The sequence below is a fragment of the Thermoplasmatales archaeon genome (assembly GCA_014361245.1).
In the GTDB taxonomy this organism is placed as follows: domain Archaea; phylum Thermoplasmatota; class E2; order UBA202; family JdFR-43; genus JACIWB01.
This window is the reverse complement of sequence record JACIWB010000011.1, coordinates 1-14,887: the sequence shown is the minus strand read 5'-3', so window position 1 is coordinate 14,887 and position 14,887 is coordinate 1. Positions and strand designations below refer to the sequence as shown.

At 37.9% G+C, this 14,887-nt stretch carries 25 protein-coding genes; 4 read left to right on the top strand and 21 right to left on the bottom strand.

Annotation, left to right across the window (positions count from 1 at the left end; translation table 11 throughout):
• Window positions 1-11: 11 nt before the first annotated feature.
• Genes H5T45_03060 through H5T45_03040 form a run of 5 tightly spaced genes read right to left on the bottom strand, consistent with a single transcriptional unit; the run spans window position 12 to window position 4,962 of the window.
• The gene (locus tag H5T45_03060; protein MBC7128693.1) at window positions 12-1,961 is read right to left on the bottom strand and encodes a PKD domain-containing protein; all 1,950 of its coding nucleotides are present in this window, start codon (window positions 1,959-1,961) and stop codon (window positions 12-14) included.
• A gap of 59 nt (window positions 1,962-2,020) precedes the next feature.
• Window positions 2,021-2,395, bottom strand: a complete 375-nt coding sequence (locus H5T45_03055) for a hypothetical protein (GenBank protein MBC7128692.1) — start codon at window positions 2,393-2,395, stop codon at window positions 2,021-2,023.
• A gap of 19 nt (window positions 2,396-2,414) precedes the next feature.
• Complete coding sequence (locus tag H5T45_03050; protein ID MBC7128691.1) at window positions 2,415-2,954, bottom strand: hypothetical protein; 540 nt, start codon at window positions 2,952-2,954, stop codon at window positions 2,415-2,417.
• Between the two features lie 36 nt (window positions 2,955-2,990).
• Window positions 2,991-3,737 (bottom strand): radical SAM protein, encoded by a 747-nt coding sequence (locus H5T45_03045; GenBank protein ID MBC7128690.1) that lies wholly within the window; start codon window positions 3,735-3,737, stop codon window positions 2,991-2,993.
• The gene (locus tag H5T45_03040) at window positions 3,700-4,962 is read right to left on the bottom strand and encodes a hypothetical protein (GenBank protein ID MBC7128689.1); all 1,263 of its coding nucleotides are present in this window, start codon (window positions 4,960-4,962) and stop codon (window positions 3,700-3,702) included. The genes H5T45_03045 and H5T45_03040 overlap by 38 nt, the downstream gene beginning before the upstream one ends.
• Window positions 4,963-5,033: 71 nt before the next feature.
• Between H5T45_03040 and H5T45_03035 the strand changes: the two genes are divergently transcribed.
• The 3 genes from H5T45_03035 to H5T45_03025 are packed head-to-tail and all read left to right on the top strand — an operon-like array spanning window position 5,034 to window position 6,568.
• Complete coding sequence (locus tag H5T45_03035; GenBank protein ID MBC7128688.1) at window positions 5,034-5,675, top strand: thioredoxin family protein; 642 nt, start codon at window positions 5,034-5,036, stop codon at window positions 5,673-5,675.
• A complete protein-coding gene (nikR, locus tag H5T45_03030; protein MBC7128687.1) occupies window positions 5,672-6,067 on the top strand; it encodes a nickel-responsive transcriptional regulator NikR in 396 nt (131 codons plus the stop codon). The genes H5T45_03035 and nikR overlap by 4 nt, the downstream gene beginning before the upstream one ends.
• Window positions 6,068-6,091: 24 nt before the next feature.
• Window positions 6,092-6,568, top strand: coding sequence for a CinA family protein (locus H5T45_03025; protein ID MBC7128686.1), 477 nt, complete (start codon window positions 6,092-6,094; stop codon window positions 6,566-6,568).
• On the opposite strand, the gene H5T45_03020 is transcribed toward H5T45_03025, so the two are convergent.
• Genes H5T45_03020 through H5T45_02945 form a run of 16 tightly spaced genes read right to left on the bottom strand, consistent with a single transcriptional unit; the run spans window position 6,569 to window position 14,216 of the window.
• Window positions 6,569-6,724: a 30S ribosomal protein S14 gene (locus H5T45_03020; protein ID MBC7128685.1), complete on the bottom strand. Its 156-nt coding sequence runs from the start codon at window positions 6,722-6,724 to the stop codon at window positions 6,569-6,571.
• Complete coding sequence (locus H5T45_03015) at window positions 6,721-7,230, bottom strand: 50S ribosomal protein L5 (GenBank protein ID MBC7128684.1); 510 nt, start codon at window positions 7,228-7,230, stop codon at window positions 6,721-6,723. Before H5T45_03015 ends, H5T45_03020 begins: the two co-directional genes overlap by 4 nt.
• Window positions 7,223-7,930: a 30S ribosomal protein S4e gene (locus H5T45_03010; protein MBC7128683.1), complete on the bottom strand. Its 708-nt coding sequence runs from the start codon at window positions 7,928-7,930 to the stop codon at window positions 7,223-7,225. Before H5T45_03010 ends, H5T45_03015 begins: the two co-directional genes overlap by 8 nt.
• Window positions 7,917-8,384 carry a 50S ribosomal protein L24 gene (locus H5T45_03005; protein ID MBC7128682.1) on the bottom strand — a complete coding sequence of 156 codons (468 nt, stop codon included), beginning with the start codon at window positions 8,382-8,384 and terminating at the stop codon, window positions 7,917-7,919. Before H5T45_03005 ends, H5T45_03010 begins: the two co-directional genes overlap by 14 nt.
• Window positions 8,385-8,388: 4 nt before the next feature.
• Window positions 8,389-8,787 carry a 50S ribosomal protein L14 gene (locus tag H5T45_03000; protein ID MBC7128681.1) on the bottom strand — a complete coding sequence of 133 codons (399 nt, stop codon included), beginning with the start codon at window positions 8,785-8,787 and terminating at the stop codon, window positions 8,389-8,391.
• Window positions 8,784-9,095: a 30S ribosomal protein S17 gene (locus H5T45_02995; GenBank protein MBC7128680.1), complete on the bottom strand. Its 312-nt coding sequence runs from the start codon at window positions 9,093-9,095 to the stop codon at window positions 8,784-8,786. The genes H5T45_03000 and H5T45_02995 overlap by 4 nt, the downstream gene beginning before the upstream one ends.
• Complete coding sequence (locus H5T45_02990; protein ID MBC7128679.1) at window positions 9,092-9,337, bottom strand: ribonuclease P protein subunit; 246 nt, start codon at window positions 9,335-9,337, stop codon at window positions 9,092-9,094. The genes H5T45_02995 and H5T45_02990 overlap by 4 nt, the downstream gene beginning before the upstream one ends.
• Window positions 9,334-9,627, bottom strand: coding sequence for a stress response translation initiation inhibitor YciH (yciH, locus tag H5T45_02985; protein ID MBC7128678.1), 294 nt, complete (start codon window positions 9,625-9,627; stop codon window positions 9,334-9,336). The genes H5T45_02990 and yciH overlap by 4 nt, the downstream gene beginning before the upstream one ends.
• Window positions 9,627-9,821, bottom strand: coding sequence for a 50S ribosomal protein L29 (gene rpmC, locus H5T45_02980; GenBank protein MBC7128677.1), 195 nt, complete (start codon window positions 9,819-9,821; stop codon window positions 9,627-9,629). The genes yciH and rpmC overlap by 1 nt, the downstream gene beginning before the upstream one ends.
• The gene (locus H5T45_02975; protein ID MBC7128676.1) at window positions 9,775-10,674 is read right to left on the bottom strand and encodes a 30S ribosomal protein S3; all 900 of its coding nucleotides are present in this window, start codon (window positions 10,672-10,674) and stop codon (window positions 9,775-9,777) included. Before H5T45_02975 ends, rpmC begins: the two co-directional genes overlap by 47 nt.
• A 1-nt stretch (window position 10,675) precedes the next feature.
• On the bottom strand, window positions 10,676-11,116 hold the full coding sequence (locus tag H5T45_02970) for a 50S ribosomal protein L22 (GenBank protein ID MBC7128675.1): 441 nt from the start codon (window positions 11,114-11,116) through the stop codon (window positions 10,676-10,678).
• A 4-nt stretch (window positions 11,117-11,120) separates the two neighbouring features.
• Complete coding sequence (locus tag H5T45_02965) at window positions 11,121-11,537, bottom strand: 30S ribosomal protein S19 (protein ID MBC7128674.1); 417 nt, start codon at window positions 11,535-11,537, stop codon at window positions 11,121-11,123.
• A 4-nt stretch (window positions 11,538-11,541) separates the two neighbouring features.
• Window positions 11,542-12,243, bottom strand: coding sequence for a 50S ribosomal protein L2 (locus tag H5T45_02960; GenBank protein ID MBC7128673.1), 702 nt, complete (start codon window positions 12,241-12,243; stop codon window positions 11,542-11,544).
• A gap of 8 nt (window positions 12,244-12,251) precedes the next feature.
• A complete protein-coding gene (locus H5T45_02955; protein MBC7128672.1) occupies window positions 12,252-12,509 on the bottom strand; it encodes a 50S ribosomal protein L23 in 258 nt (85 codons plus the stop codon).
• The gene (locus H5T45_02950; GenBank protein MBC7128671.1) at window positions 12,496-13,254 is read right to left on the bottom strand and encodes a 50S ribosomal protein L4; all 759 of its coding nucleotides are present in this window, start codon (window positions 13,252-13,254) and stop codon (window positions 12,496-12,498) included. The genes H5T45_02955 and H5T45_02950 overlap by 14 nt, the downstream gene beginning before the upstream one ends.
• Entirely contained in the window at window positions 13,251-14,216 is a 966-nt protein-coding gene (locus H5T45_02945) for a 50S ribosomal protein L3 (GenBank protein ID MBC7128670.1), read from the bottom strand. Before H5T45_02945 ends, H5T45_02950 begins: the two co-directional genes overlap by 4 nt.
• A gap of 176 nt (window positions 14,217-14,392) precedes the next feature.
• Here H5T45_02945 and H5T45_02940 point away from each other — a divergent pair, with 176 nt between their 5' ends.
• The gene (locus tag H5T45_02940; GenBank protein ID MBC7128669.1) at window positions 14,393-14,641 is read left to right on the top strand and encodes a hypothetical protein; all 249 of its coding nucleotides are present in this window, start codon (window positions 14,393-14,395) and stop codon (window positions 14,639-14,641) included.
• Window positions 14,642-14,887: the final 246 nt, after the last annotated feature.

Sequence of the window (14,887 nt, the reverse complement as noted above, 5' to 3'; positions counted from 1 at the left end):
TCCCAAAAAGTTTATGGGAAGAAATTTAAAACAACCGCCTGGATGCTATCCTTTGCATAATTTCCTTCATTATCATATGCAATTACTTCAAGAATATGCAAATCGTAAAGTGTGTCTTCATTCCATATCCATTCATATGGCTCTTCATATATTGTTTCTTCAAGTTTTCCATCAACATAAAATTCAACTTTTTGCATTCCGCTCTGCTCATCGCTTGCATTTACAATAACTTTTATTTTTCCAATGTAAATTGTTTTAAAGAAAGGCATTGAAAAGCCCCCAATATAAAGATATTTTTCCTTTGGTTCAAGAATGCTTAAATTTGGAGATGTAATATCTTTTGTTCTGAAATACCATGTTGGGCTTTGTGAAGTTGAGCCATCGCTATCAACAACATGGACTTCCCATGAATATTCCTTAAATGGTTCAAGGTTGCGCAACTGATATTTATTTTCAGTTAAGTTTTCAGCAATTTTCTCTCCATCCAAATATATTGAATAATATAATGTGTCATTGTCAGGGTCGTAGCATTCCCATGAAAGCATAACATTTAATGGAACAGCGGTTGCTCCATCTGGCGGGTAAGGATTTGTTGGTGAATTTGGCGCCTCCTTCTGCCCTATTTCAATATAATAGTTTGAAGCATCGCTCTTTCCTCCTCTTTCATCCTCCGCCTCAATCTTTATGTTATATTTTCCTTCCTTCTTCCATGCATGGGTTAAAATCGCATTTTCTCCAGAGCGCATAAATCCAGTTTCAGATGAAGTTCCATCTCCCCAATTAACTATATATTTTATCTTATCTCCATCTCCGTCATATGAAACCGCATAAAAAGTATATTGAACATTCTTCCTTCCTCCATTTGGTCCCTTTATGGTTGGCTTTGCAGGGGGAGTATTTATTGTTGCAGTTGTTGTTGAGCTTGCTGTTTTTCCTTGGGCATCCCTTACAGTTAATTTCACATTATAATTGCCAGCTTTACTATATGCATGTCTTGGATTTTGCTCATAGCTTTTATTTCCGTCTCCAAAGTCCCATGTCCAATTATATGGCTTTACTCCACCATATGCTGAACCATAAAATTGCAAACTCTCTCCTGGCTTGCCTTTATATGGCCCACCCGCACTTGCAATAAGATTGGGATTATATGTAATATAATAGGCAGTATCATCTATGCCACATTCTCCATATTTTATTTTGAAATAGCCCTGCAAGCCCCATCCTGTTCCCCAGCTGTTTTTGCAAATCCAGTATTGCCCGCTGTCATCATATCCAACAATCGCAACCGCATGCCCTCCAACAGGGTCGCCATATTGATGATAATATACATCATTTGGCCATCTGCTCGGATTTGGATACTCATAATAAAAATCTTCATAAACAGCAAAATCAACTGCAACTGGTCCATAATTATAAATTGTATTCTTTATATTTTCTCTACCGCTTACAACACCCCATGAATCTATCTTAAATGCATTTTCCTCCCATCCTTGGCAAGGATTGCATGGCAACTGGTTTCCATAAATTGCTCCATCATAAGGGAAGCAACTTTCATCGCTCACACCATAATTTTTTAAGTAATTCATTCCAGCACTTATGTACCATCCCCAATCACAAATTCCTCCCCCACAGAAAAATAGATGTGCCTCGCTTAAATCTGTTGTTAAACCAGTTTTCCATTTTATAACCGCTTCAAAAACCCCTATGCAGGCAAAAGCAACACATGAACCGCATCCTCCTTGATTTTTAACAGAAGTAACTATTCCCTGACTTCTCCAGTCCCAAGAAGGAGGTGCAAGATTTAGGAAGTTTATGTTATTATCGGGGGTTATATTCTCTGGTATGCATCCCAAACCACGCTCAATTGAATATTCATTTCCTCTACCCTGAAAAATTGAGGAAAATCCAGCTACCATTATTCCAACTGAAAGAGCAAATAAAAGCCTCCCGTAGCTATTCATGAAGGAAATAAATTAGGCAATATTTTAATTTTTTGTTTGCAAATTGTTTGCAAAATTTTCTAATCTGGAAATACTACAAAGAATAGGAATACAAAGCCATTTTTTGTAAGCCCTTCATTGCCTGCGGTGATGCTTGCGGTTATTGGAGAGAAAATTGAAAAAACAGGAAATGTTTTCTCAACAGCTGAATTTGGAGGGACATCAAAAGTTCCTTCCATGTTATGATACCCCATATTCCAGTATGTAACGCTCCATCTTGCTGTAATTGTTTCGCTTCCATCATTTATTACCGCCATTTTGCATCCAACTCCACCAGATATGAAAACTTTTATTGGCAAGGGTGAAGGATTAAATTGCATTGAAGTTGCTCCAGTTAAAGCTATTCCAAATATCAATGCAGTTATAATCCCAACAAGGAAATGTTTTCCTTCCATAACAATATCATGATTATTGCTATATAAATGTTTCCATCATTTCGCCGAAAATATTCTCTCCATAATATGTGTTCCATCTCCCGTAAAATGTTCTATCAATTGTTCTTATATGCTCATCATCCTCAGTATAATCAAGGCAAAGATGAATAAACTCAATTTTTCGGGAAAAAATAACTTTTATGTAGTAATAGGTGAAGCCAGGCGAGCCCCACCAGTGAGTGGTAACATTATAATTATCATTTCTGTAATATTCCCCATCAAGGAATTTAATTTCTACATAACCAGTTAAATTTGCCCAATGCTCCTTTCCATCATATATATTCGGGAAATGAAATATTATCCCATCAGCATGAAAACCTTCCTGCCATATATAATGGGCTGTTACGAAATAGAAGGAATATCTCATAAATGCTTCTTTGCCCCTGTCAATATCTACGCTACCATATGGAACCGATGAAATAAACCAGCTAAAAATTTTCTCGTCTTCAAATTTTTCTTTTTTGGCTCCAGCAAATGATAGAAGAAACAATCCAGCAACAAATAAAGCAATAATCTTCATCAAAAATTAATGATTTAAATTATATAATCTTTCGCTTTACCATGCCCTTATTACTTCTACTTTTCCTTTTGCAAAATTTTTTACTTTTTTAAATATCTCATCATATTTACCCTTGCTTATTCCTGGAAAAATTCTTTCAATTTCATGGAGCATTCCCTGCTTTATATGCAACGAATCAACAATTACTTCTTTCACCCCAGAATTTACAAATTCCTCAACGCAGTATTTAATTTCTTCATCCTTCATAAATGGAAAAACTGGCCCAAAAAAAATATATGTAAATAAGCCCGCATCAGAAAATTTTTTAATTGCTTCAAGCCTGCTTTGCGGCTTGCTGGCGTATGGCTCCCAGATGGAGAGGACATCTTCGTTGAATGTTGTTATTGTTACTCCTATTTTAGCATTGCTTTTTTTAATTATGTCTATGTCTCGAAGAATTAAATCGGATTTTGTTAAAATATCTATTTTCCATCCATATTCAGCAAGCAATTGAATGCATTTTCTCGTTATTTCATATTTTCTTTCATATGGCTGATATGCATCTGTTGAAGAGGAAATTCCAACTATTCCCTTTTCTTTTTTTCTCAACTCCTTTCTTAGCAGAGATGGCATATTTACCTTTGCTTTCACATTTTTCCATTCTTCTTTTTTCATTCTAAATAAATATGGAACATAGCAATATGAGCAGGAAAAGGAGCAGCCAAGATAGGGATTGAGGGAATAATCTATACCTGGTAGTTTTGATTTAGTCAGGGCACTTTTGCAATATATTTCCATATTCATCAAGCCTTCTTTGCATGAGCAAATTTTTAAGCAACTCACTGCTTTCAATCCATTTTTTCATAGGAATATGAAGCAATGAGGAAATAAAAAGAATTGCTTCTTTAATCTCGCTGAACTTTCTTGCTTCTTTCCTTAAAGCAGAGCGCACATTCTCTCGAACATTCCATACCCCAACAGGCATAATATACCCAGGATGGATCTCCCTCATTACAATTACGCCCGCCTGCTTTCCTTCTTTCCTCAGCAATTCTGCGCTTGCAAGGCGCGCCGCATAATAGCAACCACCTATGCTTGCATAGCTACTTCGCCCATAAAAATATTCATGGTCGCCATACATAACTATCCTCTTCCCAGCTGGATTCCAAGCGGTGTTAGGATACCATGCTTCAATTAACTCATACTGCCAGCAGGAGGGATACATAAAAACAACCCACAGGTTATCCAAGCTCTTTGTAAAATAAACTCTGTATTCATTTATCCACGCCTTGCTCTTAACTTCCTCCAGAATTTCCTTCCCAATCATATCATCAACAGCAGTTATTCCCCATCTAGTAGGCACAAGCCTCCTATTCAAGCCAAGCAGGCCAGCAGAAAGAGCCCGCTGAATTGCTGAGACAAAAACTCCTTCATTATAAAGCCATAAAACAGCTTCCTTTGCCTTCATTTCATCATTATAAACTTTTTCTATTTTTGGATTTACCTTGGGATTTTCAATCCATATTTTTTTTATTGGAGCAGAAGGCCCATGAGGAGGTAAATCATCATACAATTCTATTTTTCCATGAGGTTTTTTTTCAAATTCTACTTCCATATCAACTGGCTTGTGAGCCATTGCAATTTCCTGAAGATAGCCTGCAATCTTTTCATTTACATCAAAAACATTCATGAGATATTTTCCTCTTATAAGCTTCATCCTGAAATCAACAATTTCCTCTATGCTTTTGTTATGCCATAGTTCTGGAGCATCCATGGGGGAGGTATCTCCTTCAAAGGGCGGAACCATTGGGCCAGCAAAAACTTTTGGATAGCCAGCCCTGCCAACAAAAATTGATGGAGGAGATGAACCATATATAATATTTTTTTCAATAAGTGGCTTTACTTCAATGCTCTTATAATATTTAAGCAAAACAGGACAGCTTTTTTTACCGCAAAGCAATTTTGCTCCTCTACATCTTATGCATATGTTTTCTTCAAGATTAACAAAACCTTTTGGCTTTGATTTCATTTAAATAATTAAGCAGAAATACAAAAAAACTTTTTGCACGAAAATTTTTAAATAAATTTTCCTTTATCTTTATGGCGATTATAAACAAAAGCGATAAAAACTATATTAAGGAAAAATTTGAAAGGGAAATGGAAAAAGATGTAAAAGTTGTTTATTTTACTCAAGATTTTGAATGCCAGTTCTGCAAGGAAACAAGAGAAATCCTTGAAGAATTGAAGGAATTGAGCAATAAAATAAAGCTTGAAATACATGAATTCAATAAGGAAAAAGAAATTGCAGAAAAATATAAAGTTGATAAGATACCAGCAATTCTGCTTTTTGGAGAAAAAGAATATGGAGTAAGATTTTTTGGAATTCCATCTGGCTATGAGTTTTCTGCATTAATTGAAGACATAATATCCGTTTCCAGGGGAAGAAGCAATTTAAAGGAAGAAACAAAGGAAGAGATAAGAAAAATAAATAAAAAGTTGCACTTGCAGGTATTTGTTACTCCAACATGCCCATACTGCCCATCAATGACGCATCTTGCCCACCAGATGGCAATAGAAAATGAAAATATAACAGCTGATATGATAGAAATTGTTGAGTTTCCTCATTTAGCCCATAAATACAATGTTATGGGTGTGCCTAAGACAGTTATAAATGATAAAATAGAAATAGTTGGTTCGGTAAGAGAGGAGCATTTGTTGAATGAAATAAGGAAAGCAATATGAAAAAAATTCGAATTAGTGCAACTTTGCCAGGCGACTTATTAAAAAAATTTGATGAAATTTGTAAGGAAATGGGGTATAAAAACAGGAGCAATGCAATTTCATCTGCAATACATGAATTTATTACATCTCATAAATTTCTGAAGGAAAAAGGAGAAATTGCTGGAGCAATAGTATTTACATATATTCACAGCCCCTCTACAAGCGAGTTGCTCACTCAGGCACAGCACGAATACAATGATATTATAAATGCAACAATGCATGTTCATTTAAGCGAGGAAAAATGCCTTGAAATAATTGCTGTAAGAGGAAGGGCAAGGGATATAAAAAAACTTTTAAACAAATTGGCTGCGATAAAGGGAGTTATATCCTCGCACCTTGTAACATCAACATAAAATAAATATAATCTATTTATTATCATGATTGAAAAAATCGCTGAACTGCTTAAAAATAAAAAATTATGGGTTGCAACAGCTGAATCATGCACATCTGGCTTAATAGCCCACACCCTTACAAACATTTCTGGAAGCTCAGAATATTTTAAAGGAGGAGTTGTGGCTTATAGCAACGAAGTAAAGGTTAAAATACTTGGCGTAAAAGAAGAAACTCTAAGAAAATATGGCGCGGTTTCAGAGCAAACAGCCCGCGAAATGGCGGAGGGCGCAAGAAAAGCCATAGGAGCAGACATAGCAATAGCAACAACAGGTATAGCTGGCCCAACAGGTGGAACGCAAGAAAAGCCAGTCGGGCTTGTTTATGTTGCTCTTGCAACTCCAAAAACAACTGAAGTAAGAAGATTTTTATTCAAGGGAAACAGAATTGAAAACAAGCAGAATTTCTGCAATGCAGCACTTGGAATGCTTCTGGAATACCTGGAAAAAATGGATGAAAAATAATCAGCTGAACTTCTTAAATCCCATTTCCTCTGCAATCTCTCTGAAGCACTGCCTGCAGAGATGCATTCCATATCTCCTTATTATTCCGCGCTTGCGCCCGCATCTGTTGCAGCCATCGATACGCCCGTATTTTTTCTGCCTTTCCTTTATCTTCATTCTATTACCTCTACATTAAATTCTTTTTTCATATAATCAATTATTTCATTGCTTTTTATCTTTTCCCTTTCTGGCAACTTGCTTTTTGCAATTTTTCTTCTCTTAACCCTGTATCCATTTCTTTCAAATGTAATGCATACATCCAATCCAAATATGCCTATTTCTGGTTGATATTTCATTCCTTCAAATTCAGTATGCTCTTTTATTCCAAATGATACAGTTCCTTCAGAAAATGACCATTTAGGTAGCTTATAATCACGAACCCACAATGCCTTTTTAAGAAAATCTATTGCTTTATCCTTCCTAAGAGTTACTTTGCACCCGATTGGCATGCCTTTTTTAATTCCAAAGTCACGATTTGTCCTTTTTGCAATTGTTTTTACGGGCTTCTGCTTTGTGAGCTGTTCCATCACCTGCTCCGCTTTCTTAAGCTTTTCTCCTCCTTCGCCCACGCCCATATTTACAACAACTTTTTCTATTTTTATAGCACGCATTGGATTATCCATATATGCTCACCTGCGGAAGAGTTATCAATGGCTCATCTTTTCCAACAGGAAAAACATATTCCTTTATGGTTGAAAAATCATCCAGTTCAACAATATTTGGCAACGGGCTTTTTGTAACTATTACTTTTTTTATTTTTCCTATTTTCCCTGTATGGCTTCCGCCAGTTATCAATGAAAGATAACCAGGTTGCAATGGAATGTGCTCAATTATTTCCTGCTTTGGAATTGATATTTTTAAAGCATCCCCTGTCTTGTATTTATCCTCATTTACAATAATATTTCTCCCATCGTGCAGATTTAACTGCGTCTTTCCCCCTCTTATAGTTGTTTTGTTTTCTATCCTGCAAAGCTTCCATTTTGCTGCTTCCTCATCTATCTTAACAAGCCTTAAAATACCTCTTGAATCAATTAAAACCCTGTAGCTTTCATTTGTAGGAACTATGGTTACTACATCCATGAGCCCGCATGGAAATCTGTAATCAGTTCTTGCCTTCCCATCGACAAGTATCTCCCTTCCCGATATTAATTTCTTTGCTTCCCTTGCATTATCAGCAAGCGATAGATAATCTCTTATTACATTTAATAATGGAATTGCCTCCTCCGTGCCATGGGTGCCAGGCGACGGCTTCACCGCCCATTTCGCCACTTTCCTTTCAATCTGCCAGGAGCGGGGGGCTGGCAACCTTTTAAGATGACTCATTTACTCCCTCCTTTGTTTCTTCTTTTGCTTCCTCCTTTATTTCCTCAATTTTCTCTTTTGTTTCTTCTGCCTCCTTCTCAATCATCATTTTTTCTTCTTCAGATAACTTTTCACCGATTTTCCTTCTCCTCCAAGGATCAGCAAGATTGAGTTTTGTGATTAGAAGGTTTGATGCATGAATCGGGCGGGAAACTTTTTTACCATCCGCCTTTGTAATTGTAATTCCTTCTATTTCAACAGTTCCTTCTCTAACATTTACTTTCCTTACCTTTCCTGTTTGCCCCGCAAAATCGCCCCTCATTATTTTTACCATATCCCCCTTTACAACTGGTATGCTTCTCCTCCTGTATCTAACCATTATATCACTTGCGAGATGGGCGGATAAAAATTTCCTCTTCAGGTGCAAAGGGGCATTATAAAATCTTTTCCTCTGTTTTCTTGGTTGCTTGCTCATATTCTCACACAATAATTGCGGATGCAGCAGCTACACGAGGCCATCTTTCAGCTGCCTCTCTCGCAACCGCTCCTTTAATTGCCGAACCTTTCATTTCCCCCTGCGGGCTCACTATTACAGCCGCATTATCTTCAAACTGAACTCTAGTTCCATCGGGGCGCCTGTATGGCATGCGCTGCCTTATTATTATTGCTGGAAAAATCTGCCTCTTCAACTCCGTCTTTCCTTTCTTAACCGTCACAAAAACCATGTCGCCAACACCAGCGGAAGGATATCTCCTGTGAACTGTTTTAAGTCCCTTAACAGCCACTATCTCCACTACCTGCGCCCCAGTATTGTCGGCACATTCAAGCTCCGCCCCTGTTGGCAGGCCACGGGTTATTTTTGCAGCTACTCCTTTCATCTTTTCCCCACCACAACAAAGTGCTTTGTCTTACTTAAAGGACGACATTCCATTATAACTACTTCATCACCTTTTTCAACATCTATGCAGGGTGGCAAATGTGCTTTATGCCTGCTTGTCCTCTTTTCATATCTCTCATATTTTGGAACATAGTGAAATCTCTCTCTTTCAACAACAACCGTTCTCTGCATCGCTTTTGAAACAATTTTTCCTTTTAAAATTATCCCTCTCACCTTTAGATGACCATGAAACGGGCAATTTATATCATCGCATTCCTTTTCTGGCTCTTTAACATCTATTCCTATCATTTTATCCTCCTTATTCTTTCATGAGGAGCATATGCTATTTTTTCCCCATCGATAATATTTCCACCTATTTCAAATTTTGCAATGCGTTTTGCAACCTTTTTTATCCCATTTTTTGTTTCTATTACGAACATATTTTTCGTCTCATCTATTATTTTTCCTTCAACTTTTTCAAGGCTTTTATCAGTGCATTCAACTATTTTTACAGGCAACCCAATAAATTCAGACTTTAAAAATTTTTTCATTCCACCACAACATTGAACCCCATTTCTTCGAGTTTCTTTTTTGCCTTCTCCTTGTGCTCACCCTGCAGTTCTACAAGATTATTTTTAACTGTTCCCCCGCATGCACAGCATTTCTTAAGCTCTTTTGCAAGTTCTGCAATATCAACACTTGAGTCAAGCCCCCCTATAATTGTAACAACCTTTCCATACCTTCTTTTTTCCGTATATATCTTTATTTCCTTTCCCTCCCTCGCAATTTTTTCACAAACACAAAGTTCCTTAGGCAAACCACAAACTTTGCATATCTCCATTATATATCTCCTTCCTCCCTCATAATTGTGAGCAACCTTGCTATGCTTTTACGGAGATATTTTATCCTTCCAGGCGACGGCGACGAGCCGCCCATAGAGGATTTGCCATATTCTTCCATCAATTCATTCCTCAATTCACCCAGCTTTTTAATTCTCTCTTCCCTGTTCATTTTCCTTATTTCTCTCGCCTTCATCTTTTTCAAGCACCTCCTTTAGTATTTCCTTAATTCTTTCAGCCCTTTTTATACCAATCCCCTTAATCTCAATAAGGTCATTTATGTCCATTTCATAAAGCTCACGAGCATTCCTTATTCCCGATTTCTTCAATGAAGCAATAACATTTGATGGTATTTCAGGCAAATTCATAATATCTATTTTCTCCAGCTTCTCAAGTTTTTCCTCTCTCTCAGCCTTTGCTGCTTCCATTTCCCTCTTCAAAATTTCTCTTCCTTCCTCAACTATTTTTACAATATCGGGTAATTCAACATCTGGTTTCATCAACCTTACCTTAACCCCTATTATGCCAGGCTTTGTTTTCGCATCCGCAATTGCTTCATCCATAACCCGCTTTGCAACCTCACCGCAGTATTTTACATAACCAAGGGTGAATTTTTCTGATCTATGTCTCTCTCCAGTTAGCTTACCAGATATAACAACCTGACAACCTCTTGCCCCCGCCTCAACAACCCTCCTAACCGTAGAATGACCAACTCTGCGAAAGTGCCATCCTCTTTCAAGCGAGTCAGCAACTTTTTGAGCCATCAGAGTGGCATTAAGGAGAGCCTTCCCTCCTATATCTTCTATTTCAATTTGTGGATTTTCAACACCAAATTTTTCCTTGATAATGTTTGTAACTTCATTTATTCTTTTTCCTCCTCTTCCTATGATTAATCCTGGTCTTTCAACCTGCAGTGTTATCAATGTTCCCATAGGTATGCGCTGAATTTTAACTCCCCCAAAGCCGGCGCGCTCGCATTCTTTTTTTATGAATTCCTTCAGCAGAACTCTTTTTTGACTTTCCTCAACAAATTTTCTTTCAATAGCCATTTTACTCCTCTGAAATTATTATTTCAACATTTGTTGTCTGTTCATTCCAGTCAGTCGCCCTTCCCATGGCGCGAGGCATAAATCCCTTTATTTCTCTTCCCTTATATGTAGAGATATGAGCTATATACATATTTTCAACATTTAGTCCCTTATATTCCGCATTATTTTCAGCATTTTTAATGACTTCAAGAATCATTTTGCATGCTTTCTCAGGATAAGCACCAGGTCCAACTCTATGATGATGCGGGCGATTTCTATTATGTGTTTTCAATGGCAAAGCCCTTTTATGCTGAATTACATCATTCAAGAATTTCTTTGCTTCGCTCAACTTCATTCCCTTTATGGCTCTTGCTATGTTTTCACAATGCTTTGGAGAGCAGTATAGCTCCCTTCCATATGCCTTCGCAGTTTTTTCCGGGTCTAACTCAAGTGAATATTTCATTTTCTCACTTCAATGGCAGATATTTTGAAGAGCGTGTTGCACCAACACCTGGCCCGCTGTGCTTTACTTCCTTCCTTGTCATTGCAAACTCTCCAAGATAATGACCTATCATTTCTGGTTTAATATTTACTGGTAAAAATTCTTTTCCATTATGCACTGCAATCGTATGCCCAACAAATTCTGGAAGTATAATCATGTCCCGTAGATGTGTCCTTATAATTTTTCCTTTTTCGGTTTTCCTGAGCCTCTGAATAAACCTGTACTGGCGAGGTGTAAGACCACGCTTCAAACTTCTCCTTACTCTTGATGGCAAATAGGGCAATATATCCTCAATACTCATTTTCATAAGCTCATCGACTTTAATCCCTCTGTAAAGGAATTCTTTTTTACTTGTAATTTCAATTTTTTTTCTTTTAACCATTCACTCACCTTTTACCAGTTCTTCTCGCAGATATTGAACCCACTTTCCTTCCAGGCGGTGCTCCCCTTGCTACAGTTTTTGGCCTTCCGACATGCTGATGGCTCCCTCCTCCGTGCGGGTGATTAACTGGATTCATTGCAACACCACTTACAATTGGCCATAGTTTTGCCCTACTGCGGAACATATGATATTTCTTGCCCGCCTTCAGTATCGGCTTCTCTTCCCTCCCACCGCCAGCCGCCAGCCCAACCGTGGCTCTGCACTGCGGCAAAAATCTCTTATCCTTTCCTGATGGAAGGCGCACTATTACAAAATCTTTTTCATGTGATATTATTGTTGCATAGGAGCCAGCGCTTCTGACAAATTTACCTCCATCACCAGGCATTCCTTCTATATTATAAATAGGAGCTCCCTGTGGAATTGAAGCAAGAGGAAGCACATTTCCAGCCTTAAAAATACTCTCTCCCGTAAACTTTATTTTTTCTCCAACAATTGCTCCTTCATATGCAACCATCTTTATTTCTCTTCCATCATTCAACCTTACTATTGCAAGAGGAGCGGTTGAACCAGGATTATGAATTATATCTTCAATTACCCCTTCATATTCCCCAAATGAAGGATATGCTACCGGTCCCTTATGCTTGAATGATGGGCTTTCCCAGATGCTTCCCCTTCCACGCCTTTGTAACCTTAATCTTTTACCCATTTTTCACCTCACAATGCTCCAATCCTCGTGGCGATATCTTCCGCCTTATATTCCGGTTTTAACTTTACAGTTGCTACCTTTCCTTTCCTTGTTATTCTTGTATTAACACTCTCCACCTTAACCTCAAACATTTTTTCAATAGCTTCCTTTATCTGCCTCTTATTTGCATCAATTCTGGCAATGAATTGCAAGGAATTATTTTTCTCCATAAGAGCCATTGTCTTTTCAGTTATGTATGGATGCTTTATTATCTCATATGGATTCATATTTCTCACCAAGTTTCATTATCGCTCCTTTTGTATAAACCGCCAGCCTGCCCGCCTGCCCTCCAGGAGCAAGATGTGCTACATTCAGTTCATCAACGCTTACGACATCCACACCAGCTAAATTATTAGCGGTTTTTTTAATTTTTTCCTTTTTGTCCGTAACAATGAGAATTGATTTTGGCTTCCTGTATTTCCTTCCCCTTAACTTTCCTATTCCAGCCCTTATATGCCTTCCTTCTTTTGCCCTCACAACATCATCAATAATTCCTATTTTTTTGAATAAAGATATTATATCCTTTGTTTTGGTAATTTCATTAAATTCATCATCCATAACTATGGGCAAGGATGTATTGAATTTATGTCCCCTTTCCTTAACAATTTCTTCATTTGCAGTTGCTGAAATTGCTGAAAGGCGAGCAAGAAGCATTTCCTTTCTATTGATTTTTCTTTTCCATATTTTCTCTACTTTTGGAGGATGCGCCTCCCTTCCTTTTACAGTCTGGGGAGCAAAAGCCCCTCTGCCAGATGCAATGCGAGGTGTGCGTGATATGCCGCGCCCTGGCCCGAATGATTCAGCAACATAATGCCCTGCTCTTTTATTTGTTCCATATGGCTGGCGGGCATTACTGCGGATGATGTTGAATGCCTTCCTTATTAAATCAGGGCGATAATCAAAAGAGAAGCAATTTGGCAACTCAATTTCTTCCTTTATCTCACCATCTATACCATAAACATTCGCTTTCATCTTACACCCTGCCTGCTTGTAGTGGATACATATGCAATCTGTGGTTTTTCAACCTTTATTCCAGCGTGATAGCGAATTGCCTTTCTCATAAAAACAAGCCTTTTCTCTGGCCCAACAATGCTTCCATGCAATATAACATGCTCATTTCTAACAAGCCCATAGCGAATGAAACCACCTGATGGATTTATTTCCTCTGGCTTCTCACCTATCTTAAGAATTCTCTTATTGTATTCTGTTCTCCTGTGAAAGCCCATCTGCCCAGCCTGAGGCACAGAAGGGCGCACCCATGAAAGCCATGGACCAAGTGTGCCTATCATTCTGCGGTGTTTGCTGTTTTTGTGGGCTAATAATTTAACACCCCATCTCTTTATATGACCCTGAAATCCTTTTCCTTTTGTAACCCCTATTACATCTACCATTTCTCCTTCCTTAAAAACATCCTTGATACTTATTTCCTTACCGAGAAGGCTTTCTGCTAGAGCTTGCTTTTCTTTTAGCTCTCCGCCTAATCCAATTTCAAAAAGCTCCGGCTTTTTCTTTGGAATACCTGTCACTTTGTATGGCTGTGTATGTGCAATTATGCGCAATTCATCATAGTTGCCATATTCCTTCTTTTCTTTTTTCTTCGGCAGGCAAATAACTTCATCCAATTCCTGCAAATTATCACTCCAAATCTCGCCTATGCTTCTCATTCCATAAGGCATTGATTCATAAAATCTAATTCCAACAACCTTCATCGGAGGAGTTTCAACAATTGTAACTGGAACCATAACTTCCTGCCCAGAGGTAAGGGAAGTTGGACGGTAATCAACAAGCATAACATGGCTCATTCCCACTTTATAACCAGCAAAACCTAGTATGCCCTCCCCACTCCAGCTTCTTACTACTTGCTTTTCTGAGCTAACTCTTTTGCGGGGCGAATAGCCCATTGATCCACGCCTTGGTTTGCTATGCTGGGACATTTTAACGCCTTACCCAAATATGGGAGGAGATATATAAAATTGTTGGATAAAAATTTATCGATGCTGCAGTATTTTTGAATGCTCAACCTTTTATGTAAATATGGCAAAAATTATGCTGTGTTGAATAAATCGTAAAATTTTTTATTTTTGCAGCATTTCTATAAGAAGAGATAAGGATGCCAGACGAGAGAAATTGGAAAGAATATAATGAGCAAATGGTGAGGAGAGAAGAAATGTACATTTCTCTGGATTTTATGGAAACATGGAATAAAGAACTTGATGAAATGAATTATAAAAAGAGAGGAAGACCATATAAATTTCCAGAATCTTTCATGATATTCCTTGATTTCATTCACATCGCTTTTCTTCCATTTCGCCAGATGGAAGGATTTTTGAGAAAGCTCCCTGAATATATCCAAAGCTGAAGGCAGCTGACTACTCAACCATATGCAAAAGATTGCAAAAGATGCATATTGATCTTCCTTTACAAGACATTGGCAATGACGTGATAATTGCTCTTGATTTTACAGGGATGAAAGTCCCCAACAGAGGAGAATGGATGCGTCATAAATGGAGGGAGGAAAGGATGGATTAAAGTGCATATTGCTGTGGAGCCATTGGTAGAGAAAGCAAAGAGAACCATTGGCAATAAAAAAATAGAGAGGATGACG